Source organism: Blastococcus sp. VKM Ac-2987 (assembly GCF_026967805.1).
GTDB lineage: Bacteria > Actinomycetota > Actinomycetes > Mycobacteriales > Geodermatophilaceae > Blastococcus.
On record NZ_JAPVBG010000001.1, the window covers coordinates 1,561,898 to 1,583,032 of the forward strand.

At 74.5% G+C, this 21,135-nt stretch carries 22 protein-coding genes and 2 tRNA genes; 12 read left to right on the plus strand and 12 right to left on the minus strand.

What is annotated here, in order from left to right; translation table 11 throughout:
• Positions 1-283: 283 nt before the first annotated feature.
• From O2W17_RS07765 to O2W17_RS07790, 6 genes are all read right to left on the minus strand, one after another.
• Positions 284-356, minus strand: a tRNA-Arg gene (locus tag O2W17_RS07765).
• Positions 357-376: 20 nt separating this feature from the next.
• Positions 377-465 (minus strand) — tRNA-Ser (locus tag O2W17_RS07770).
• Between the two features lie 132 nt (positions 466-597).
• Positions 598-999: a hypothetical protein gene (locus tag O2W17_RS07775; RefSeq protein WP_269191825.1), complete on the minus strand. Its 402-nt coding sequence runs from the start codon at positions 997-999 to the stop codon at positions 598-600.
• Positions 981-1,241 carry an SRPBCC domain-containing protein gene (locus O2W17_RS07780; RefSeq protein WP_269191826.1) on the minus strand — a complete coding sequence of 87 codons (261 nt, stop codon included), beginning with the start codon at positions 1,239-1,241 and terminating at the stop codon, positions 981-983. The genes O2W17_RS07775 and O2W17_RS07780 overlap by 19 nt, the downstream gene beginning before the upstream one ends.
• A complete protein-coding gene (locus O2W17_RS07785; protein ID WP_269191827.1) occupies positions 1,238-1,630 on the minus strand; it encodes an ArsR/SmtB family transcription factor in 393 nt (130 codons plus the stop codon). Before O2W17_RS07785 ends, O2W17_RS07780 begins: the two co-directional genes overlap by 4 nt.
• 83 nt (positions 1,631-1,713) lie before the next feature.
• Complete coding sequence (locus O2W17_RS07790; RefSeq protein WP_269191828.1) at positions 1,714-2,916, minus strand: MFS transporter; 1,203 nt, start codon at positions 2,914-2,916, stop codon at positions 1,714-1,716.
• A 103-nt stretch (positions 2,917-3,019) separates the two neighbouring features.
• Here O2W17_RS07790 and O2W17_RS07795 point away from each other — a divergent pair, with 103 nt between their 5' ends.
• From O2W17_RS07795 to O2W17_RS07810, 4 genes are all read left to right on the plus strand, one after another.
• A complete protein-coding gene (locus O2W17_RS07795) occupies positions 3,020-3,550 on the plus strand; it encodes a CGNR zinc finger domain-containing protein (protein WP_269191829.1) in 531 nt (176 codons plus the stop codon).
• Positions 3,551-3,716: 166 nt separating this feature from the next.
• Positions 3,717-4,274 carry a phosphatase PAP2 family protein gene (locus O2W17_RS07800; protein ID WP_269191830.1) on the plus strand — a complete coding sequence of 186 codons (558 nt, stop codon included), beginning with the start codon at positions 3,717-3,719 and terminating at the stop codon, positions 4,272-4,274.
• Positions 4,271-5,638, plus strand: a complete 1,368-nt coding sequence (locus tag O2W17_RS07805; protein ID WP_269191831.1) for a TrkH family potassium uptake protein — start codon at positions 4,271-4,273, stop codon at positions 5,636-5,638. Before O2W17_RS07800 ends, O2W17_RS07805 begins: the two co-directional genes overlap by 4 nt.
• Complete coding sequence (locus O2W17_RS07810) at positions 5,631-6,293, plus strand: potassium channel family protein (protein WP_269191832.1); 663 nt, start codon at positions 5,631-5,633, stop codon at positions 6,291-6,293. Before O2W17_RS07805 ends, O2W17_RS07810 begins: the two co-directional genes overlap by 8 nt.
• 21 nt (positions 6,294-6,314) lie before the next feature.
• Here the strand turns inward: O2W17_RS07810 and O2W17_RS07815 are convergent, their stop codons facing one another.
• Positions 6,315-7,820 (minus strand): methyl-accepting chemotaxis protein, encoded by a 1,506-nt coding sequence (locus tag O2W17_RS07815; RefSeq protein ID WP_269191833.1) that lies wholly within the window; start codon positions 7,818-7,820, stop codon positions 6,315-6,317.
• A 262-nt stretch (positions 7,821-8,082) separates the two neighbouring features.
• On the opposite strand from O2W17_RS07815, the gene O2W17_RS07820 reads away from it, so the two are divergent.
• From O2W17_RS07820 to O2W17_RS07830, 3 genes are all read left to right on the plus strand, one after another.
• A complete protein-coding gene (locus O2W17_RS07820; RefSeq protein WP_269191834.1) occupies positions 8,083-8,631 on the plus strand; it encodes a DoxX family protein in 549 nt (182 codons plus the stop codon).
• Positions 8,628-9,677 (plus strand): PHP domain-containing protein, encoded by a 1,050-nt coding sequence (locus O2W17_RS07825; protein WP_269192051.1) that lies wholly within the window; start codon positions 8,628-8,630, stop codon positions 9,675-9,677. The genes O2W17_RS07820 and O2W17_RS07825 overlap by 4 nt, the downstream gene beginning before the upstream one ends.
• A 134-nt stretch (positions 9,678-9,811) precedes the next feature.
• Entirely contained in the window at positions 9,812-9,982 is a 171-nt protein-coding gene (locus O2W17_RS07830) for a hypothetical protein (protein WP_269191835.1), read from the plus strand.
• A 9-nt stretch (positions 9,983-9,991) separates the two neighbouring features.
• Here O2W17_RS07830 and O2W17_RS07835 read toward each other — a convergent pair whose 3' ends face one another.
• The 3 genes from O2W17_RS07835 to rfbB all read right to left on the minus strand — a co-directional run bounded on the left by O2W17_RS07835 (position 9,992) and on the right by rfbB (position 12,762).
• The gene (locus O2W17_RS07835) at positions 9,992-10,849 is read right to left on the minus strand and encodes a hypothetical protein (protein WP_269191836.1); all 858 of its coding nucleotides are present in this window, start codon (positions 10,847-10,849) and stop codon (positions 9,992-9,994) included.
• Between the two features lie 75 nt (positions 10,850-10,924).
• Positions 10,925-11,770, minus strand: a complete 846-nt coding sequence (locus O2W17_RS07840) for an SDR family oxidoreductase (RefSeq protein ID WP_269191837.1) — start codon at positions 11,768-11,770, stop codon at positions 10,925-10,927.
• The gene (rfbB, locus tag O2W17_RS07845) at positions 11,767-12,762 is read right to left on the minus strand and encodes a dTDP-glucose 4,6-dehydratase (protein WP_269191838.1); all 996 of its coding nucleotides are present in this window, start codon (positions 12,760-12,762) and stop codon (positions 11,767-11,769) included. Before rfbB ends, O2W17_RS07840 begins: the two co-directional genes overlap by 4 nt.
• Positions 12,763-13,097: 335 nt before the next feature.
• Between rfbB and O2W17_RS07850 the strand changes: the two genes are divergently transcribed.
• Positions 13,098-14,558, plus strand: coding sequence for a hypothetical protein (locus O2W17_RS07850; RefSeq protein WP_269191839.1), 1,461 nt, complete (start codon positions 13,098-13,100; stop codon positions 14,556-14,558).
• Between the two features lie 143 nt (positions 14,559-14,701).
• On the plus strand, positions 14,702-16,210 hold the full coding sequence (locus tag O2W17_RS07855; protein ID WP_269191840.1) for a sugar transferase: 1,509 nt from the start codon (positions 14,702-14,704) through the stop codon (positions 16,208-16,210).
• A 78-nt stretch (positions 16,211-16,288) separates the two neighbouring features.
• Here O2W17_RS07855 and O2W17_RS07860 read toward each other — a convergent pair whose 3' ends face one another.
• Positions 16,289-17,542 carry a hypothetical protein gene (locus tag O2W17_RS07860; RefSeq protein WP_269191841.1) on the minus strand — a complete coding sequence of 418 codons (1,254 nt, stop codon included), beginning with the start codon at positions 17,540-17,542 and terminating at the stop codon, positions 16,289-16,291.
• Between the two features lie 253 nt (positions 17,543-17,795).
• On the opposite strand from O2W17_RS07860, the gene O2W17_RS07865 reads away from it, so the two are divergent.
• Positions 17,796-17,966 carry a hypothetical protein gene (locus O2W17_RS07865; protein ID WP_269191842.1) on the plus strand — a complete coding sequence of 57 codons (171 nt, stop codon included), beginning with the start codon at positions 17,796-17,798 and terminating at the stop codon, positions 17,964-17,966.
• A 124-nt stretch (positions 17,967-18,090) separates the two neighbouring features.
• On the opposite strand, the gene O2W17_RS07870 is transcribed toward O2W17_RS07865, so the two are convergent.
• Positions 18,091-18,894, minus strand: coding sequence for an arsenate reductase/protein-tyrosine-phosphatase family protein (locus tag O2W17_RS07870; protein WP_269191843.1), 804 nt, complete (start codon positions 18,892-18,894; stop codon positions 18,091-18,093).
• Between the two features lie 193 nt (positions 18,895-19,087).
• Here O2W17_RS07870 and O2W17_RS07875 point away from each other — a divergent pair, with 193 nt between their 5' ends.
• Positions 19,088-19,981 (plus strand): ATP-grasp fold amidoligase family protein, encoded by an 894-nt coding sequence (locus tag O2W17_RS07875; protein WP_269191844.1) that lies wholly within the window; start codon positions 19,088-19,090, stop codon positions 19,979-19,981.
• 61 nt (positions 19,982-20,042) lie between these two features.
• A complete protein-coding gene (locus O2W17_RS07880) occupies positions 20,043-21,104 on the plus strand; it encodes a glycosyltransferase family 4 protein (RefSeq protein WP_269191845.1) in 1,062 nt (353 codons plus the stop codon).
• The last annotated feature ends 31 nt before the right edge of the window (positions 21,105-21,135 follow it).

The window sequence follows — 21,135 nt, forward strand, 5'->3', positions numbered from 1 at the left end:
CACGAGATCGCAAAGTTCTCCGGACCCCGGTTCAGTCGGCGGAGAACACCAGCGGACGAGGGGAGTCGAACGTCAGAGGAACCCGTGAGGAGCCCGCTGAAGGTGGTTGCGGGACGGTCCGTGCCCTGCTCCGGGAGTCGTTCTCGCGCACCGGGGGCCCTACAGCACTGCCGGAGCGCGAGGAGCACCCGCAAAGCGGGGCGCGGGCTCGGAGCGGGGCGGACGACGAAGCGGCCCCGCACTTCCGTCGAAGTGCGGGGCCGCTCGGTGTCTCAACCAGACGTGCACCCGAAGGGATTCGAACCCCTAACCTTCTGATCCGTAGTCAGATGCTCTATCCGTTGAGCTACGGGTGCCGGTGTTCAGTTGTCGTGCGCGGAGGCTCCGGGATTTGAACCCGGGATGGGGATTAACCCAAACCGCATTAGCAGTGCGGCGCCATAGACCGGACTAGGCGAAGCCTCCCGGGGTCCGAGTCACCTCGTAACCACCGAGGAGTGAGACTACCAGCGCTCCCCAGGGCCTCCCAGCCCGGGGTCCGGCACCTGGCGACCACCGAGGCACCTCGGGGCAGCCCGGTGATCGCCAGGGCCCGCGTCACTCGCGGGCGCCCGCAGCCGGGGCGTCCGCCAGGTCCGGGGTGAACTGCACCCGGGCCGCCTCGACTCCCCCGGCGACCTCCTCGTCGGTGGCGGTGCCGCCGGCGGCGATGACCTCGGCCCAGGCGACGATGGTCCGCTCGGAGTACCGCTGCACCTCGAGGGTGTTCTCCCAGGTCGCCGGGTCCGCCACCGCCTCGCCGCGGAGGTGGAGGGCGAGGGAGAGCACCGAGACGTCCCAGCCGGGGCCCACGTAGAGCCCACCGGCGCCGCTGCCCGCGAAGGCGAACGGCACGCTGTGCTCGAGCTCCAGGGTGGTGGCCTCGCTGTCCGGCGACAGCCGGACCCGGACCAGGCTCTCTGGCGCCCCCCACGTCACCGTCAGCGCCTGCGGGGGCACGCACTCCCGGATCTCGCCGCCGACGTTGCCCTCGAACTGAAGGCGCCCCCGACGCGGAGGTCGCCGGCGACCGGACCCAGCCAGCGGGCCGATCGAGCGGGGTCGGTCATGGCGTCCCAGACGTCGTCGATCTCGGCGTCGTACCGGCGGCGGAGGACGACGACGACGTCCTCCGCGTCACCGTCCGCGCGGCGCAGCACGTCGCGCCGGGTGGCGTCCAGCTCGTCGAACAGATGTCTCACGACTCCTCCTCAGAGCCGACCACGGGACCTTCGCCCGCGGACGTCGGTGCCGGCCCGCCCGGGGTGCGCCGGGCACGGCGACCACGGGCGAGCTCGGTGGCCAGCGCGTCGAGGTGCTGGTCCCAGTACCGGCGGAACCGGTCGAGCCAGACGTCGACGTCGCGCAGCGGTGCCGCATCGACGGCGTACAGCCGCCGGGTGCCTTCGGCGCGCACCCGCGCGAACCCGTTCTCGCGCAGCAGCCGCAGGTGCTGCGAGACCGCAGGCTGGCAGATCCCGAACTCGGCACCGACGGCGGCCGCGAGGTCGCCGGCGGAACGCTCCCCGTCGGCCAGCAGCTCGAGGAGTCGCCGCCGGACCGGGTCGCCCAGGACGTCGAAGGCGTGCACGGGCGCACCGTCCGGCCGGCAGCATCTATAAGTCGAGACTTATGGATGCAGAGCCCAGCGCGGTGCTGCGGGAGGAGGACCGGTCAGGCGGCGACGGGCTCCCGCGGAGCCGCCGTCCGGGGCGCCGGACGGCGGCCGGGCACCAGGGTGACGACGACGGCCGCCGCGGCTCCGGCGCAGGCGAGCACCAGCGCGCCGGGCACGCCCCATGACCCCTCGATCAGCGCGCCACCGAGGGCTGCACCGACGGCGGAGGCGCCGACGGTGATGGTCGACAGCCAGGTGAACGCCTCCGTGGTCGCGTGCACGGGGGCCAGCGAGCCGACCAGCGAGCTCTGCACGGTGAGGGTCGGAGCGATCGCCGTCCCGCCCAGGAAGAGCAGCACGCCCAGCGCCCAGGGGCTGGAGACCCAGGCCAGCGGCGCGAGGCCGACGGTGACGCCGAACAGCAGCCAGCGGTACTGCCGGGGCAGCGACGCGCTCATCACGCGGGCGCCGAACCAGAGGCCACCGGCGACCGAGCCCAGTGACCAGACGGCCAGCAGCAGACCGGACATGCCGGGGCTGCCCGCGGAGTCGGCGAAGGCCGGGATGGCCACCTCGAGCGCGCCGAAGCCGAGCATCACGGCCGACCCGCTGAGCAGGACGCGGGGCATGCCGGGCGTGAGCACGGTGGAGAACAGGCTGACCCGCGATGCCGGGGCCGGGATCCACGAGCGGGCGGCACGGGCGATGCCCAGCGCGCCGACGACGGCCAGCGCGCCGGCGACCCCGACCGCCCACGCCGGGGCGGCGAGCACGGCCAGCGTGGCGACCAACGTGGGGCCGACGACGAAGACCAGCTCGGTGGCGGTGGCGTCCAGCGCGTAGGCGGCGGGCCGGGAGCGCAGATCGGTGCGGGACCACAGCGCCCGGACGGTGCCCGAGACCAGCGGGGTGCTCGCACCGGCCAGGGCCGAGGCCGCGATGACCGCGGCGGTCGGCGCATCGCGGAGGACGACGACCACGAGCAGCCCGAGCAGCAACGGGTAGAGCCCGGCCTGGGCCAGCAGGATGCGGCGCGGGCCCTTCCGGTCGGCGAGGCGGCCGAGGATCGGCGCCATCGCGGCCGACGCGACGCCCAGGGTGGCCGCGGCGAGGCCGGCGATCGCGTAGGAGCCGGTCTGCTGCTGCACCATGAGCAGCAGCGCGAGCGGCACCATGGCCGACGGCAGCCGCCCGGCGAAGCCGGCGAGGAGGAGCACCGGGGCGGAGGGAAGCCGCCAGACGGTGAGATAGGCACGCACGCTTGAACTCGTTTCACACTGCAGGGGAAGGAACAGTAGGCGGTCAAAGACCGTTGACCGCCTACGCAGTCCCGAGACTAGGGACTCGACGGTAGGGAGTCAATTGGACTACGACACCTACGGGTCAACCGCGGTCGAGCTGGCCATCGCCCTGGCCAACGCCGACCTGGAGCCCGACGACGGTGTGGCGCTGTTCCTGACGTCGCACGACGAGTGGTTCACGCCCGGGACGTCGCTGGACCTCACGCCGTCCGAGGCGGAGAAGGCCGCCGTCACCTCCCGGCTGGTCCGCGCCGTCGCGCTGGCCGAGTCGCAGGCCGACGTCCTCACCCGGCTCAACGAGCTGCTGGCGCTGGCCCGGCCACGCCCGTACGCCACCGACCACGACGGCGAGCTGCACCTGCACTACGCCCGCCCCGACGCCCCGGTCCTCGAGCAGCTGACGACGACGGTGGCGATGGGCCTGTCCCAGGTGGTGGTGCAGCACGGGTGGCAGCGCCTGGGCGTCTGCTCGGCCGAGGGGTGCGACGACGTCTACGTGGACACCTCGCGCAACGCCAGCCGCCGCTACTGCTCCAACACCTGCGCGAGCCGCTCGACGGTCGCCGCCTACCGCGCCCGCCAGAAGACCTGACCCCGCCGGGATGATCAGGTCACCTGATCACTAGGGGTCCTGGCTCACCACCGGTGCTGAGCCAGGACCCGGAACGATCAGGTGACCTGATCAAGACGGGGGCCGCGCCTGACCCGTTCGGGGCGCCGTGTCCGCCTAGCCCGGGCAGCAGGTCTAGCGTCCGTCCGTGCGCTCCGCCCGCGACCTCGATGTGCGCCTGCACTCCCTCGTCGGGTCGTTGCCCACCACGCCGGCCGACCGCTGGTTGCGCCGGCTGTCCACCGCCGCCGACCACGGCAGGCTCTGGGTCGGGGTCGCGCTCGTCCTGTGCCTGCGGGACGGGCCGTCGCGGCGAGGAGCGATCCGCGGGGCGGGCTCGATGCTGGTGTCCAGCGCCGTGGTCAACGCCGTCCTGAAGCGGGCGTTCGGCCGGGTGCGGCCGGACCTGGCGAACCTGCGCACCGAGCGCCGGCTGCGGCGCGAGCCCGGCAGCCTCTCCTTCCCGAGCGGGCACGCGAGCTCGGCCGCGGCCTTCGTCACCGGCCTCGCCCTGGAGAGCCCCGCTGCCGGCGCCGTGCTGGCGCCGCTCGCCCTGGGCGTCGGCTACTCGCGGGTGCACGTGGGCGTGCACTACCCCGGAGACGTGCTGGCCGGGTTCGCGGTCGGCGGCGCCGTGGCGGCGGCCGGCCGGCGCCGGTGGCCGGCGCGCCCGTCCACCCTGCAGCCGCGGGGTGGATGCCGGTGACGCAGTCGCTCCGCGTCCCGGCGCAGCCGACCGCCGCGCGCGGCTTCCGGCACCCGGGGCGGATCATCGCCGGGGCCTTCCTGGTCGCCGTGGCGGTCGGCACCGCGCTGCTCTCGCTGCCGATGGCCACCCCCGGCCCCGGCCGCGCCGACCTGCTCACCGCCCTCTTCCACGCCACCTCCGCCGTCTGCGTCACCGGGCTGGCCACCGTGGACACCGGCACCTACTGGTCGGGGTTCGGGCAGGCCGTCATCCTGCTGCTCATCCAGGCCGGCGGGCTCGGGATCATGACGCTGGCCAGCCTGTTCGCGCTGCTGCTCTCCCGGCGGCTCGGGCTGCGGGCCCGCCTGGTCGCCCAGGCCGAGACCAAGTCGCTGTCCGCGGCCGACGTCCGCCGGGTGCTCGGCCGGGTCGTCGTCTTCAGCCTGGTCAGCGAGACGGTCGTCGCGGTCGTGCTGGCCACCCGGTTCGCCGTCGGCTACGACGAGCCGCTGCCCTACGCCGTCTACAGCGGGGTGTTCCACGCGGTCTCGGCGTTCAACAACGCCGGGTTCTCGCTCAACGCCGACAGCCTGATCGGCTACGTCACCGACCCGTGGGTGAGCCTGCCCATCGCCGCCGCGGTGATCGTCGGGGGGCTGGGCTTCCCCGTCGTCTTCGAGCTGGCCCGCTCCTGGCGGCGGCCGCGCACGTGGTCGGTGCTCACCCGGATCACCGTGGTCGTCACGCTCGCGCTGCTGGTCGTGGGCACCCTCGGCTACCTGCTCGCCGAGTGGCGGAACCCGCGGACGCTCGGCCCGCTGGGCGCCGGCGACACCATCCTCGCCGGCTTCGTCGCCGGGGTCATGCCGCGCACCGCCGGCTTCAACAACCTGGACATGTCCGCGGTCCTGCCGGAGACGCTGTTCCTCACCGACGCGCTGATGTTCATCGGCGGCGGCAGCGCCGGCACCGCCGGCGGCATCAAGGTGACGACGTTCGGGCTGCTGGCCTACGTGCTGTGGGCGGAGCTGCGGGGCGACCCGGACGTCGAGGTGGGGCGCCGCCGCGTGCCGGCGACCAACCAGCGGCAGGCCCTGGCGGTCGCCCTGCTCAGCATCGGGGTGGTCGCGGTCGCCACCTTCGCGATGGAGGCGCTCACCGACTTCGGCTTCGAGCAGGTGCTGTTCGAGACCGTCTCGGCGTTCTCGACCGTCGGCCTGTCCACCGGCATCACCGCGGACCTGCCGCCGGGCGCGCAGCTGCTCGTCGTCGCGCTCATGTTCATCGGCCGGATCGGACCGCTCACGCTCGCCTCCGGGCTGGCGCTGCGCGAACGCGCCCGGCTCTACCAGCTGCCCGAGGAGAGGACCATCGTTGGCTAGTCACAGGGACCCGGTCGCCGTCATCGGCCTGGGCCGGTTCGGCACCGCGCTGGCACTCGAGCTGGCCGGCGGCGGCACGGAGGTGCTCGCCCTCGACCACCGCCCCGAGATCGTGCAGCGGCTGTCCGGGCAGCTCGGCCAGGTCGTCGTCGCCGACGGGACCGACCTGGACGCGCTGCGGGAGATCGGCGTCGGGGACTTCAGCCGTGTCGTCGTCGCGATCGGCACCGACCTGGAGGCCAGCATCCTCACCACCTCGCTGCTGGTGGAGCTCGGGGTGGCCGACATCTGGGCCAAGGCGCTGAGCAGCCAGCACGGGAAGATCCTCGAGCGCATCGGCGCCCATCACGTGGTCTTCCCCGAGCACGAGATGGGCGAGCGCGTCGCCCACCTCGTCTCCGGCCGGCTGCTGGACTGGGTGGAGCTCGACCCGCAGTGGGTGTTCGCCAAGACCAAGCCGCCGCGGGAGATCGTCGGCCCCCCGCTGGGGCAGACCGGGCTGCGCAAGCGGCACCGGGTCACCGTGGTGTCGGTGAAGCCCGAGGGCGGCGACGCCTACACGCACGCGGGTACGGACACGGTGCTGACCTACGGCTCCGAGATCGTGATCGCCGGGCGCCCCCGCGACGTCGAGCGGTTCGTCGACCTGCAGTGACCCGCGGACGGCGCCGGCGGCTCAGCTGCCGGTGTCGATGAGCTGCGCCATCCGCGCCTGCTCCTCCAGCACCTCGCTGATCCGCGCCTGGACGGCGTCGAGGCGGCCGATGATCTCGCCGGTGGTGTGGATGCCGGCCGCGACCGCCTTGCTGCTGGCCTGGATGCCGGCGATCTGGTCGGACACCTTCTGGGTGGCCTTGGCCGTCTCCCGTGCCAGGTCCTTGACCTCGCCGGCGACGACCGCGAAGCCCTTGCCCAGCTCGCCGGCTCGGGCGGCCTCGATGGTGGCGTTGAGCGCCAGCAGGTTGGTCTGGTCGGCGATGCCGGAGATGATCCGGATGACCTCCCCGACGGCGACCGAGGCCTCGTCCAGCGCCCGCACCTCGCTGGTCATCGTCGATGCCTGGCTGACCGCGCTCTCGGCGACCCCGCCGGCGTCGCCGGCCGCCGCGCGGAGCCGGGCGACGGTGGCCAGCAGCTCCCGGGCGTTGTCGGCCGACTCCTCGGTGCGCCGCAGCACGTCCAGGCGCTGGGAGACCAGTTGCTGGACGTTCCGCAGGGCGGAGGCGCGGGAGTCCGACAGGGTGATCGTCTCGCTGACGAAGAAGTCCATGGTCCCGATCACCCGGCCGTTGACGACCAGCGGGAAGCACACCCCGGACCGCACCCCGGCCCGCTGCGCGGCGGGGGCCCGGACGCAGTCGGTCATCTCGCCGATGTCGGACACGAAGTAGAGGTCGCGGGCACGCCAGGCGCGGCCGGAGAGGCCCACGCCCTCGGCGAAGCTGGCCGCCAGGGTGACCCGGCGGAACTCCTCGCCCGCCGAGCCGGACTCCTGCTGGAACCTGAGCACGCCGGCGGCCTCGTCGAGCGCCCAGTACGAGCCGTACGCCCAGCCGAAGGCGGTCCGCACCGAGTCCAGCGCGACCCGCAGCGCCTCGGCCTGCGAGGGGGCCGCGCCGATCTCGGTGACGACGGTGGTCACCGCCTGCCGGTCGTCGAGCGTCTCCTTGAGCGAAGCGGTGGCGAGCGCGGCCTTGCGGGCGTGGGTCAGGAGCCGGCGCAGCGACTTCCACTTCGACGCACGTCCACCGAAGAAGGGCAGCTCGTAGGAGTTGTAGAACTCGTAGAGGCCGATCACCTCGCGGTCGTCCACGACCGGCAGCACGCAGCCGCTGGTGGCGCCGGCGGTCTGCGCGGCGCGCCACCGGAGGCAGCCGGCCGGGTCGGTGGTCTCGTCGGCCAGCACCGGGTCCTGGCTGCGGATGGCCGCGCCGGCCAGGCCCTGAGTGGGGAGCAGCCGGTCGACGCGGGAGGCGCGCATCGCCTCGGCGTAGCGGCCCGACTCGGCGGCCAGGGTGAAGCCGCCGGCGCCGTCCGGCAGCCAGGCGGCGCCGTAGTCGAGGTCCAGCTCGCGGACGAGGGTGACGGCGATGATCCGGTGCGCCTCGGCGGCGTCGGTCACGCCCACGTCGAGCGCGTTGACGACCGCCTCGACCGCCTCGACGTCACGGGGGACGGCCACCACCTGACCGGCGGCGTCGGATCTCCTGTGTCGTCGCAACGTGGGTCCTCCCGGCTCGGCACGGAGGAGCTCCCGCGCCCTCCCGCTGAGGAGATCATCGGTAGGGCACGACCGGATTGAAGCCGAGCGAGGAGCGGACCTGCGCGCGGCCGGCACCGCGCGCCGGGGTGGACACCGCGCGCGCGACCGCGGTGATTGCGGAATCGATCTTCGGGGCAGTGCACGACGCGACTGCCCAGTGGCATCGAGGAAAGAGGTCACCATGCTCGTTCGCCGGATCGCCCGGCCCCTGCTCGCCGCTCCCTTCGTCTACGGAGGGGTCAGCACCCTGCGCAAGCCGCAGGACCGCGTGCCGGGAGCCCGCCCCGTGGTGGAGAAGATCGCCGACACCGCCGACAAGCAGCTCCCGGTCCAGCTGCCCCGCGACGTCGAGCAGTGGGTGAAGGTCGACGCCGCCATCAAGGTCGCCGCCGGCTCGCTGTTCGCGCTGAACCGGTTCCCGCGGCTGACCGCGCTGGTGCTGTCGGCGTCGATCGTGCCCACCACCCTGGCCGGCCACCGGTTCTGGGAGCACGACGACCCGACGGAGCAGTTCGGCCAGATCTCGAACTTCCTCAAGAACACGGGTCTGCTCGGCGGCCTGCTGCTCGCCGCCGTCGACACCGAGGGCAAGCCGTCCGTGGGCTACCGGACGCGTCGCGCGGCCAGCCGGGCCGCGAACGCCACCGAGAAGAACTTCGCGCAGGCGCAGAAGCGCGCGGCGAAGGCCCAGCGGCGCACCGAGAGGCGCCTGAAGAAGAAGTCCCGCTGAGCGCTCCGCTCCCGCCCGCGGCCGCGCTCCGGAGGATCGCCTTCCTCCTGGAGCGCGCCCGCGAGGCCACCTACCGCGTCGCGGCCTACCGCAGCGCCGCGGCGGTGGTCGACGGTCTCGGCGAGGCCGAGCTCGACCGCCGCATCCGCACGAAGACCCTGACCGACCTCAAGGGCATCGGCCCCAAGACGGCGACCGCGATCGTGCAGGCGCACGGGGGCCAGGTGCCCGAGTACCTGGCGACGCTGGAAGAGGCGTACGCCGCCGAGCTGCCCGCCGCCGACGACGTCGCCGCCTTCCGGGCCGCACTGCGCGGTGACCTGCACGCGCACTCCGACTGGTCCGACGGCGGCAGCCCGATCCGGGAGATGGCCGAGGCGGCGATGGCCCTGGGCCACGAGTACCTGGCGCTGACCGACCACTCCCCCCGGCTGACGGTCGCCAACGGGCTCACCCCCGAGCGCCTGGAGCGGCAGCTCGACGTCGTCGCCGAGCTGAACACCGAGCTCGCCCCGTTCCGGATCCTCACCGGCATCGAGTGCGACATCAACGTCGACGGGTCGCTGGACCAGACCGACGAGCTGCTCGGCCGGCTCGACGTCGTCGTCGCCAGCGTGCACTCCGACCTGCGGGCCGACCGGCGGGCGATGACCGACCGGATGCTCGCCGCCGTCGCCCATCCGCACACCGACGTCCTCGGGCACTGCACCGGCCGGCTGGTCATCGGCCGCAAGCAGCGGAACGGGACGCAGCGCCCGCGCCCGGAGAGCGACTTCGACGCCGAGGCGGTCTTCTCCGCCTGCGTCGAGCACGGCACCGCGGTGGAGATCAACTCGCGTCCCGAGCGGCTGGACCCGCCCCGGCGGCTGCTCACCCTCGCCGTCGAGCTGGGCTGCGAGTTCGCCATCGACACCGACGCGCACGCGCCCGGTCAGCTCGACTGGCAGTACAACGGTTGCGAGCGGGCGATCGAGTGCGGCGTCCCGGTCGAGCGGGTCATCAACACCCGCCCGGCCGACGAGCTGCTCGCCTGGACCACCGGCTGACCGGCGCCGCCGGGCGATGGCGGATCATGTCGCGGACCGTTCACCCTCCGGATGCCCGCTGCCCGGCATCGTGGGGTAGACAGTCGTGCAGATCGCCCGGTCGACGGGCGGCAGAGCGCATCGGAGGAGTCGAGGTGGCTCGTTCCGCACCCGCCCGGGACGTCGACGGCCTGCGTCTCGCCACCGGCGCCGGGGGGCGCCGCTCCGCGGCGCACGTGCACTGGTTCCGCCGCATCGGCGACGACGCCTTCAGCGGCTCGTCGCTGTACGCCTGCCGGTGCGGGCAGGTCCGCGCCGCGATCTGAGCCGCGGGCTCAGCGGGCCGGCTTCTCCAGCGGCTGGGCGAGCTCGAGGGAGTGCGCGTCCGCGGACCGGCGGAGCGCCCAGCCTTCGGGCAGCACCAGGCGCGGGGCGACACCGATGAGCACCGCGACGAGGAAGGCCACACCGGCCAGCGCCTCGCCGGCCTCCTCGACGAAGGTGGCGGTCACCCGCAGCGAGCCGGGGGCCAGGACGGACAGCGCCGACAGGCCGACCGAGGCCACGCCGTAGCCGGCGAGGCTGCCGAGCACCCGGCGCCGGTCACGGCGCTCGGTACGGCTCAGGACGAACAGCGCGCCGACGACGGCGACCGCCACGACCGCGCTGAGCGCGATGGCCGCGGGCTCGCCGACGGTCGCGATCGCGGCACCCATCACGTCGGCGTGCACCGTGCCACCGGCCTTGACCGACGCGATCGCGGCCGCGACCAGCCCGACGGCGAGCCACCAGGTGCGGCGCCCGGGGTTGCGCGCGGCCCCGGCGACCGCGGCGAGAGCGGCGACGGCGAACAGCCCGGCCACGAACATGCGGGGCAGGGAGAACGGGGCGTCCATCGACAGCAGCTGCGCGGCCGGGCCGGTGGCACCGGTGAGGCGCAGGACGAATCCCGTGCCCATGAGGACGACCGCGGCGGCGGCCAGGCCCACGCCGACCGGGGGCAGCGGAACGGCCCGCCGGCGGGCGCGGGCACGGGCGACGAGCGACGACGGCAGGTCGGCGGTCGTCAGCGGGGCGCCGGTACCGGGTGAGGTGCGGTCGGCGATCCGGATCCCCCGGCCGATCACGAACGCGAGCAGGGTCGCGAGGACCATCCAGACGACCAGCCCACCGACGATCCACTGCCACGACACGGAGTTCTCATCGGCAGCCCGGCGCCGGGACTTGACCGTTCCGTCCCGACCGCTGCGACTGACGTGCCGCCCGGGTCAGCTGAGGCCGCTGAGGTACCCGTCCAGCGTCTGGCGCCAGTCGCGCGGGCGGAAGCCGGTGGCCCGGATGCGGCCGAGGTCCAGGACGCTGTTGGGCGGGCGGGGTGCGACGCCGGTCTGCCCGGCGAAGTACTCGGCGGTGCTCACCCGGGTCACGTCGCCGGCGGAGCGGCCGCGGGCGGTGAAGACGAGCTCCGCGACGTCGGCCCAGGAGGCGGGCTCGCCGTCGCCGGTGAGGTTGTAGGTGCCGTAGGGGGCGCCGGTCCCGACCAGGTGTCGGATGCCGGCGGCCAGGTCGGTCGTGGCGGTGAGCCGGCCGATCTGGTCGTCGACCACCGAGGGGGAGATCCCGCGGTCGGCGAGGCCGGCCATCGTGCGCACGAAGTTGCGCCCCTGCCCCACCACCCAGGTGGTGCGCACCAGCCAGTGCCGGTCGATCGCGCTGGCGCAGGCGTCGCCGTCGGCCTTGCTGCGCCCGTAGACGCTCAGCGGCGACGGCGGTGCGTCCTCGGGGATCGGGCCCGCGGAGCGGCCGTCGAAGACGTACTCGCTGGACAGGTGCACCAGCGCCGCGCCGTGCTGCTCGGCGGCCTCGGCCAGGTGCGCCACGGCGTCCACGTTGACCGCCCGCACGGCGGCGGAGTTGGCCGGGTCCTCGGCGGCGTCGACGGCGGTCCAGGCGGCGGCGTTGAGGACGACGTCCACCCCCGCCCAGTCGAACGCCCGCACGGCGGCGGCGTCGGTGACGTCCAGCGCCGTCCGGTCGAGGGCGACGGCGTCGGGGAACTCCTGCCGCAGGGCGCGGCCGAGCTGCCCGGCGGCACCGACGATGACGGTCCTCACTGGCCGCGGGCGGCGTAGCCGGCCTCGACGGCGTCCTTCAGCGGGCGCCACCAGCCCTCGTTCGCGCGGTACCAGTCGACGGTGGCGGCCAGGCCGTCGCGGAAGTCGGTGAACCGCGGCGTCCAGCCCAGCTCGGTGCGCAGCTTGGTGGCGTCGATCGCGTAGCGCAGGTCGTGCCCGGCGCGATCGGGCACCGAGTCGAAGGCGTCGGCGGGCTGCCCGGTCAGCTCCAGGATCAGCCCGAGCACCTCGCGGTTGTCCTTCTCGCCGTCGGCGCCGATCAGGTAGGTCTCGCCGGAGCGGCCGCGGTCCAGGATCGCGTGCACCGCGGAGTTGTGGTCCTCGACGTGGATCCAGTCGCGCACGTTCTGCCCGGCGCCGTACAGCTTGGGGCGCAGGCCGCCCAGCACGTTGGTGATCTGCCGGGGGATGAACTTCTCCACGTGCTGGTAGGGCCCGTAGTTGTTCGAGCAGTTGGAGAGGGTGGCGTGGATGCCGAAGGAGCGCACCCACGCGCGCACCAGCAGGTCCGAGCCCGCCTTGGTCGCGGAGTACGGGCTGCTCGGGTTGTACGGCGTCTCGGGGGTGAACTTCCCCGGGTCGTCGAGCTCGAGGTCGCCGTAGACCTCGTCGGTGGAGATGTGGTGGTACCGGACGCCGTGCTTCCGCACGGCCTCCAGCAGGGTGAAGGTGCCGACGACGTTCGTCTGCAGGAACGGCGACGGGTCGCGCAGCGAGTTGTCGTTGTGGCTCTCGGCGGCGAAGTGGACGACGACGTCGCAGCGGCTCACCAGCCGGTCGACCACGTCGGCGTCGGCCACCGAGCCGTGCACGAACTCGATGTCGTCGCGGACGGCGGCCAGGGACGCCTCGTTGCCCGCGTACGTGAGCGCGTCCAGGACGACGACCTCGAACTCCGGGTGGTCCCGCAGGGTCAGGTGCACGAAGTTCGCGCCGATGAACCCCGCGCCCCCGGTGACGAGCATGCGCATCGCCTGCTGAACCTCCGCCGTGGATCCGCCACCGGGCGGCGACTCCGCCCGGGCCCCGCTTGCGTGGCGGGTCGTCTGCAGCGCCTGACGGTAGTCGGCCGGACCCCCGGTGCGTCCGCACCGTGACCCTTCGGGGGGAGCGCGCCGGAGAGGACAGCCCCGGGCACGGTGCGTGCTGGACGCGGTCATCCCGTATCGGTACGGCCTGGTTCGGTCACAGCGAGTGAAGCGCGACCGCGCGCCGCCCGAGTTAACCGCCACGCCACCCGGTGGCCGTTGCCCTCGCCGAGACTCCGGTCGAAGGTCTGCACAGGAAGAAGGACAGGGAGGCCTGCGTGTCCATCGGCCGGAGCGTGGTGACGTCGTGGGGGCCGCATGCCCTCAGCACGTCGCCCGGCGCCGTGCCGGGGCACGGCGGCCGCGGGGCGCGGTGGTCGCGACGGCTGCTGCTGACCGGCCTCCTCGTGCTCGGCGCCTGGGCGCTGCTCGCCGTCTCGGGCGGGGCGGCGCGAGCCGACGCCGGGCAGTGGTCCGCCACCCCCGAGGCCTCACCGGCCGACCCCGGACCTGCGGCGCCGGGGCAGGGCGCCGAGCCCCGCGAGGAGCAGCCCCCGGCCGGGCAGCCCGTCACGGACCCGCCCCCGGTGAGCCGGCCGCCCGTTCCGCCGGCGCCCCCGGCCGGGGAACCCGACAGCCCGACGCCGCCCGCTCCGGAGACGCCGTCCGCTCCGGAGACGCCGCCCGCTCCGGAGACGCCGCCCGCTCCGGAGACGCCGCCCGCTCCGGAGACGCCGCCCGCTCCGGAGACACCGCCCGCTCCGGAGACACCGCCCGCTCCGGAGACACCGCCCGCGCCCGAGACACCGCCTGCGCCCGGCTCGACGCCGTCCGGTCCGGGCACCGGGTTCGGGAACGACTCCGGCGACGACAGCGGCACCGGGAACGACTCCGGCGTCGGCACCGGGTCCGGGTCCGGGTCCTGGACCGGCGAGCCGGGCACCCCGCCGGCGGAGCCGGGCGCCACGCCCGCCGACCCCACCCACGCGGACGCCGATCCCGCCGCGTCGCCGACCGACTCCGACGGCACGCCGGTCGACCCCACGCTGGTCGACCCGGACACCGAGGCGGAGCTCCCGCCGACGGTCGAGCCGGCATCGGTGACCACCCCCGTGGCGGCAGGTGCCACGACCACAGACGCCACGACCACAGACGCCACGACCACCGACGCCACGACCACCGACGCCACGACCACCGACGCCACGACCACCGTGGTCGCGACCACCGACGCCACGACCACGGCCGTCACGGAAGCCGCCGCCTCGGTTTCAGCGGCCCCGGACCTCGCGACGACGGTGCCCGCGCTCCCGGCGTCTCCCGCCGCGCCCGTCCCGCCCGCGCCGGCGTGCAGCCCCGAGACCGCGACGGCGGGCACCTTCATGGCGGCCACCGCCTCGGGTACCGCCCCGATCCGCGCCCGGGCCCCGGCCGTCACCGACACCCCCCGGGCCGGCGGCCCCGAGGTGCCGCCGGCCGCACCACAGCCGCGCCCGGCCAAGCCGGTCGGGCCCCCGCCGGCACCGGCTCCGATGCCGGTGACCGCCCCGGGGGCTCCTGCGTCGGCCTCGGTGTCGGGGGGTGGCCACTGCGCCAGCGGCCACCCCGACCACGGAGACGCCGCGCTCGCGGTGCTGGACGCAGGTTTCCCCGCATCGCTCGCCGGATCGATCCGGATCTCCCGGGGTGACGACGCCGTCGTCGTGGCCCGCGCCGACCACCCGGGTGCCCGACCCGACTGAGGCGGGGCCCGCCCTCATGTGCAGCCACGCCGGTCCCCGGATCGGCACGCCGAACCGTCCGTGACACCGCACGAGCGTTCCGCCCCGTCGTGAGTTCTCCGCCGGGCGCCGGGTCTCGTTCGCGACCGCAGGGAAAACGCCTCATGAGCTCCGAAGCCATACCGTCCGAGCACAGCAGCACCCACCACCTCGCCACACCGCCCGACCGCTTGCCGCAGGCCGACCGGCTGCGCGGCGCCGGCACGGTCGCCCGCCGGGCGTGGCGCGGCCCCTACGTGCGCCGCCTCGTCCTGTGGGACGCCGTCTGCGCCAGCGCAGCAGCGGGGAGCGGTCTGCTCGCCCGCTTCCACCCGGCGGAGGTGGGTGTCACCACCGCGTCGCTGGTCATCGCACTCGCCCTGCCGGCCGTCTGGGTGTTCGCGATGGTGCTCGCCCGCAGCTACGAGGACCGCTACCTCTGGGAAGGCCCGGAGGAGTTCCGCCGCGTCTTCTTCGCCGCCGCGCTCCTGCTCGCCCTGGTGGGCACGGTCTCGTGGGGCCTGAAGCTGGAGGTCGCCCGCGGCTTCGTCGTCGTCGCCCTCCCGCTGGCCACCGCGCTCACCCTCGTCCAGCGCCAGGCGCACCGGTCGTGGCTGCGCCGCCAGCGGGCGCAGGGCCGCTACCAGCAGACGACGCTGCTCGTCGGCCACCGCAGCGGCGTGGCGGCGCTGCGGGAGCAGCTGCACCGGGAGCCCGACCAGGGCTACCGCGTGGTCGGCTGCTGCGTCCCCTTCCGCTCCGGCGCCTCCGGCGGCCCCGGCGGCCTGCCGGTGCTCGGCGGGCTGGACGAGGTGGTCGACGTCGTCGAGCGGTACGAGGTGGACACGGTCGCCGTGCTGCCGTCCCCCGAGCTGGACGGCGCGGCGCTGCGCCGGCTGGGCTGGGAGCTGGAGAAGACCCGAGCCGACCTGCTGCTGGCGCCGTCGGTCTCCGAGATCGCCGGCCCGCGCATCCGGGTGCGCCCGGTCTGCGGGCTGTCGCTGCTGCAGATGGAGCGCCCCGAGCTGCGCGGCATCCACCGGCTGGCCAAGGAGTCCTTCGACCGGACGTCCGCCGCCCTGCTCCTGCTGCTGCTGGCGCCGGTGCTCGTGGTGATCGGGATCGCCGTGAAGGTCGACAGCCGCGGCCCGGTGCTGTTCCGCCAGGAGCGGGTCGGCCGGGACGGGCGCACGTTCCCGATGTTCAAGTTCCGCAGCATGCAGACCGACGCCGAGCGGCTGGTGGCCCGGCTGGCCGCGGTCAACGAGGGCAACGGGGTGCTGTTCAAGCTGCGCCGGGACCCGCGCGTGACGCGGGTGGGCCGGGTCCTGCGGCGGTACTCGCTCGACGAGCTGCCCCAGCTGGTGAACATCCTCCGGGGGGACATGTCGCTGGTCGGCCCCCGCCCGCCGCTGCCCTCGGAGGTCGAGCAGTTCGGGGTGGAGATGAGCCGCCGGCTGGTCGTCAAGCCGGGCCTGACCGGGCTCTGGCAGGTCAGCGGCCGGTCGGACCTCTCCTGGGCCGACTCCGTGCGGCTCGACGTGCACTACGTGGAGCACTGGTCGCTGATGCTGGACGTGATGATCCTCTGGCGGACGGTGGGCGCCGTCGTCAAGGGCAAGGGCGCGTACTGACCGGGAGGCCGGACGCGCGAGGGGACGGACACCGCGCGGTGGCGCGGCGCCCGTCCCCTCGAGGTCAGGAGCGGTAGGTCAGCGGTAGCCCGGGGACACGTACCCCCGGCCGACCGTCCCGGCCGGGACGAAGTCGCCCGACGCCGGCTTGCCCTGGCGGAGGGTGCCGCTCAGGTTCCCGATCGACGGCCACGAGACGACGCCGTTGCTGATCTTCGCGGGGCAGCCGCGGTCATCGGTCTGCGGCCACACGCTGTACCCCATGTCCCGGCCGGAGCGCGGGTCGATGTACACGTTCTCGAGCGCCAGCGGGTAGGTGTTGCAGTCGATGCGGATGAACTGCCCGCCCCGCTCGATCGGGGTCACCCCGGAGCTGCCGACGTTGGCGTTGCGGATGGTGCCCTTGCCGATGGCGCCGAGGTCCTGGCGGACCTGGATGCCCTGGTAGTTGGTCGTGCCGGAGAGCCGGTCGATCCGGTACTCCTTGACCCCGCCCCACGGCTGGAAGACGTCGGCGTGGTTGACCGAGTACGTGCCGCGCAGGGCCTCCATGCGCACGTTCTGGATCTGCACGGTCGCCTCGGGGGCGTTCACCGCGATGCCGTCGGCCTGCGATCCGTTGACGTTGCCGTTGATGAGCACGCCCTCGATGTGCACGGTGCCGGTGCACTTGTGCACGTAGATGGCGCGCTGGTCGTCGGTCCCGATCCGCGCGGTCGGGAGGACGTTGATCTGGCCGCCCATGATGACGGCGTTCCGGCAGTTGGCGATGGTGATCGGCGCGACCGGACGGGACGGGTCCAGCTCGATGCGGACGTCTCCGCCCCGGGCGCCGACCGTGGTGACGGAGGTCGTCGAGGTGATGCGGTGGACCGGGTAGTTCTCCCAGCCGGACGGCGGGGCCCAGCTGAGGGGGCCGCTGGCGTTGGTGGCGGCGGGCGCGACCGGGGCGGGCGCCGCGGTCGGGGAGGTCGGAGCGGTCGCGGGCTTCGGAGCGGCGGGGGCGGGAGCGGGAGCGGTGGTCGTCGGGGTGGTGGGCGTCGGGCGGGTGCCGGTGGTGGCCCCGGCCACCGGAGCCGGCTGCTCCGCCCGGGCCTCGGTCTGCGCCTGCGCGCTGCCGGCGGCCTGCTCCTCCTGCACCGGCGGCGCCTCGGCGGACGGCGAGGCGACGGGCGGCTTCGCGGCGGGAACCGGGGCACCGGTGGCGGAGGAGGCCGGGCTCTGGGTGGCGACGACGTCCTCCCCCTGGCCCTGGGCGAGCGGATAGGTGATCGGGAGCAGCCCGATGAGCGCGAGCAGCACCTGGGTCAGCCGGCGGCGGGGGAAGCGCATACGACGGGCCCGGATGGTTCGCAACTGTCGGTGACTGGTTCGTGACACAGGACGAACGTAGCGTCACGAATGAATAACAGGAAGGGGATTCAGGTTTCAAAAACTGGGGGTCCGGCCGAGGCGCCGGGCCCACGGTTCACCCATTCGGGGGATGACCTGCGAGAACGCACCACAGGCCCGGGGGAAAATTTCTGGCACGTTCTGCCCGCGTCGCACCCGGGCATCGGTCCGGGGCCCGCCTAGGAACTACTCCATGAGCTGGGTGCTGGTCCTCGCGACCACGTGGACGATGCTGGCCGTGCTCCTGGCGCTCGGCATCGGCCGCGCCGTCCGGGTGGCCGACCGGCGACGGGCGGAGGCCTCGATCGCCGTCCCCGACTTCGTGCCGGCGGAGTGGTCGGCCTCCCCGGCCGCCCCCTGCTGACGGGGTCGTCCTCAGCGGTCGGCGCACTGACGCCCGAGCGGCAGCGATGTGCGCCGATGGCGCACGCCGAGCCCAGCAGGCGCCACCGGCGCACATCGCCCGGTGGTCTCGCCGGGCGCCGACGCTAGGACCCGCCCCGCCTCCGGCGGGTGAAGGCGCCGAACGGGCTCCTGGACGCCCGTGGCGGCGCCGTGGACCGGCCGTCCCCGGAGCCGGCCCGCACCGACGTGCCCTCCCGGGACCGGTCGGCGGCGGGCAGGGATCCCCCGCTCCGGTCGACGTGCGAGGCGCGCCCGACCGGGTCGGGCACCTCGGCACCGTCCGTCGCGGGATGCAGCGACACCAGGGCGGCCAGCACCGGCAGCAGCGCCTCGGCCACGGCCTGCCCGACCTCCTCGTGCTCCGCCAGGGGCCGGCCGATGGGGTCGGGGATGTCGTCGCAGGCACCCCCGGTGCGCCCGGGGCGCGCCGCGGCCAGGGCGGCGACCAGTTCGCGCGCACGGCCGGCGAACCCTTCCCCCGGCGGCACCCGGTCGTCGAGGGCCTCCAGCAGGTCCGCGGCCTCCCGCAGGGTGAACGTGCGGGCCAGCGCCCGGGGGACGAGCCCCAGCACGTCACGGCGGTGGTCGCGGGTGAGGGTGAGGACGAGGTCCGCCCCGGCGATCATCCGCGGCTCCAGCTGCCGGGCGGCGAAGCCGGCGGGATCGCCGCCGAAGCCGGACAGCACCAGGGCGCTGTCCGGGTGCATCCCCGAGCCGACGACCGCGCGGGTGCCCGCGCTGACCAGATCGAGGTCGGCCGCCGCCGGCCCGAGCACCTGGCCCAGGTAGGCCCGGCCCAGCCCCTCCCCGAGGGCCGACCGGCAGATGTTGCCGGTGCACACCAGCAGGACGGTGACGGGCGTCGGGGTGGTCTCCTCGTCCGGCACGGAACCAGTGTCGTCGGCGCGGTTCGTCGTGAGAAACCTCCGATGGGGTGGTTGCGTGACGAGGAAACGCCGCGCTGAGCGCCGGGTACTACGCTCGCCGGGACACCGGGCGACGTTCCACGCCCCGGGACAGACACCAGCCGGCGTGCCCGCGTCTCACACCAAGAAGGGGTCCACGATGCCCCGGAGCGGCTTGAACGAGAGCCTCCGACACGTTTTCCAGCCGGCGCACCGCCGCATCGCCGGGGTCCTGCCCCTCGCCACCCGCCGCCGGTACCTGTACCTGGCCGGGCACGGGCGGCTGCCGCGGCTGCGCGATCCGCAGACCTTCGGCGAGAAGATCAACTGGCGCATCATGCACGACCGCCGGCCCGTGCTGGCCTGGACGTGCGACAAGCTGGCGATGAAGGACCACGCCGCCCAGGTCCAGGAGGAGGCCGGCCTGTCGGTGCCGGAGACCTTCTGGTCCGGGACCGACCTCCGCGAGGTGACCGGCCGGACCTTCGACCGCCCCTGGGTGCTCAAGCCCAACCACCGCAGCGGCCTGGTGCGGTTCGGCGCCGCCACGGACACGATCGACGAGCAGACCATCGCGGCGACGAAGACCTGGCTGCGCGACGACCAGAGCGTCCTGCTCGGGGAGTGGGCGTACAGCGAGGCCCGCCCGCTCTACGTCATCGAGGAGGCCATCGGCGACGGCGTGACGCCGCCCGACGACTACAAGTACCTGGTCTTCGACGGCAGGATCGCCGCGGTGTCGGTCGACACCGGCCGGTTCACCAAGCAGCACTCGCGCACCTTCTACACCGCCGACTGGAAGCCGCTGCACGTGGCGACCGCCCTGGGCAGCGGCGAGCCGGGCCCGCCTCCGGAGAACCTGGACGCCCTGAACCACGCGGCGGAGGTGCTCGGCCGCCCCTTCGACTTCATGCGGGTCGACCTCTACAACGTCGGCGGGACCATTTGGTTCAGCGAGTACACGCCCTACCCCGGCGGCGGTGTGCTGCCGTTCGAGCCGCGGGCGTTCGACGCCTGGCTCGGGGAGCAGTGGACGCTGCCCTCACTCGACGACGCCCGGGGCCGGTGAGCGCCGCGACATGTCGGACGCGACCGCCGGCCCTCACCAGCGCTCCGCCCAGGAGGCACCGTTGCGGGTCCTGAGCATCGGCCCGACCGGCAGCCAGCCCGGCGGGATGGCCTCCGTCGTGGCCGAGCTGGAGGCGCAGAACCGGCTCAGCGCCACCCCCGTGCCGCTGCGGGTGCTGGACTCCGGCGGCATCGGCCCCGCCCCGCGGCGGGCCGTCAACTTCGCCCGCGCCCTCGCCGCGACCGCCGCGGCCCGTGCCGACGTCGCCCACCTGCACGTCGCCTCCCGCGGCAGCACCTGGCGCAAGATGGCGATCGCGGAGGTGTGCGCCCGCCGCGGGCTGCCCTACGGCATCCACCTGCACGGCGCCGGGTACCGCGACTTCCTCGAGGCGCTCTCCCCGACCGCGAAGCGCCGGGTCGAGCGGTTCTTCGGCCGGGCCGCCTACGTGGTCGTGCTCGGGCGCCCCTGGGCCCGGCTGGTCGCCGACGAGCTGCACGTGCCCGCGGCGAAGGTCCACGTCGTGCACAACGGGGTGGCCGACGGCGCCCCGCCGGTGACCCCGTGGCCGGCCGGCCGCCGGAAGCGGGTGGTCCTGCTCGGTCGGCTGGACGAGGGCAAGGGCGTGCCCGAGCTGCTGCGCGCCTTCGAGCGGCTCGACGCCGTCCCCGACGTTGAGCTGGTGCTCGCCGGCGCGCCGGCCGATCCCGGCGTCGTCGCGCTGGTGGAGGAGGCCGTGCGGGCCCGGCCGGGCCGGATCACCCACGCGGGCCTGCTCCCCCGCACCCGCGCGCAGGAGCTCCTGCACGAGGCGTACCTGCTGGCCCTGCCGAGCCACGCCGAGGGGCTGCCGATGGTGGTGATCGAGGCGATGTCCCGGGGCGTTCCCGCCGTGACGACGCCGGTCGGCGCCATGGAGGAGCTGGTCACGCACGGCAGCAACGGGTTCCTCGTGCAGCCGAGGGACGTCGACGGCCTGGCCGAGCACCTGCTCCGCCTGCTGGGCAGCGAGGAGCTGCGCGACTCGATGGCCCGGGCGGCCTACGAGACGTGGGTGACCGGGTTCGACGCCCGGACCATGTACGCCGACATCCGCGCGCTGTGGCAGGCGACGGCCGGCTGAGCCGGGATCGCGGGGCCGGCCGCCGGAGCGG

Coding starts and splice junctions, on each gene's coding strand:
- O2W17_RS07860 (WP_269191841.1), bottom strand. CDS start 17,542: ATGCGCTTCCCCCGCCGCCGGCTGACCCAGGTGCTGCTCGCGCTCATC.
- O2W17_RS07865 (WP_269191842.1), top strand. CDS start 17,796: ATGAGCTGGGTGCTGGTCCTCGCGACCACGTGGACGATGCTGGCCGTG.
- O2W17_RS07855 (WP_269191840.1), top strand. CDS start 14,702: ATGAGCTCCGAAGCCATACCGTCCGAGCACAGCAGCACCCACCACCTC.
- rfbB (WP_269191838.1), bottom strand. CDS start 12,762: ATGCGCATGCTCGTCACCGGGGGCGCGGGGTTCATCGGCGCGAACTTC.
- O2W17_RS07820 (WP_269191834.1), top strand. CDS start 8,083: ATGCTCGTTCGCCGGATCGCCCGGCCCCTGCTCGCCGCTCCCTTCGTC.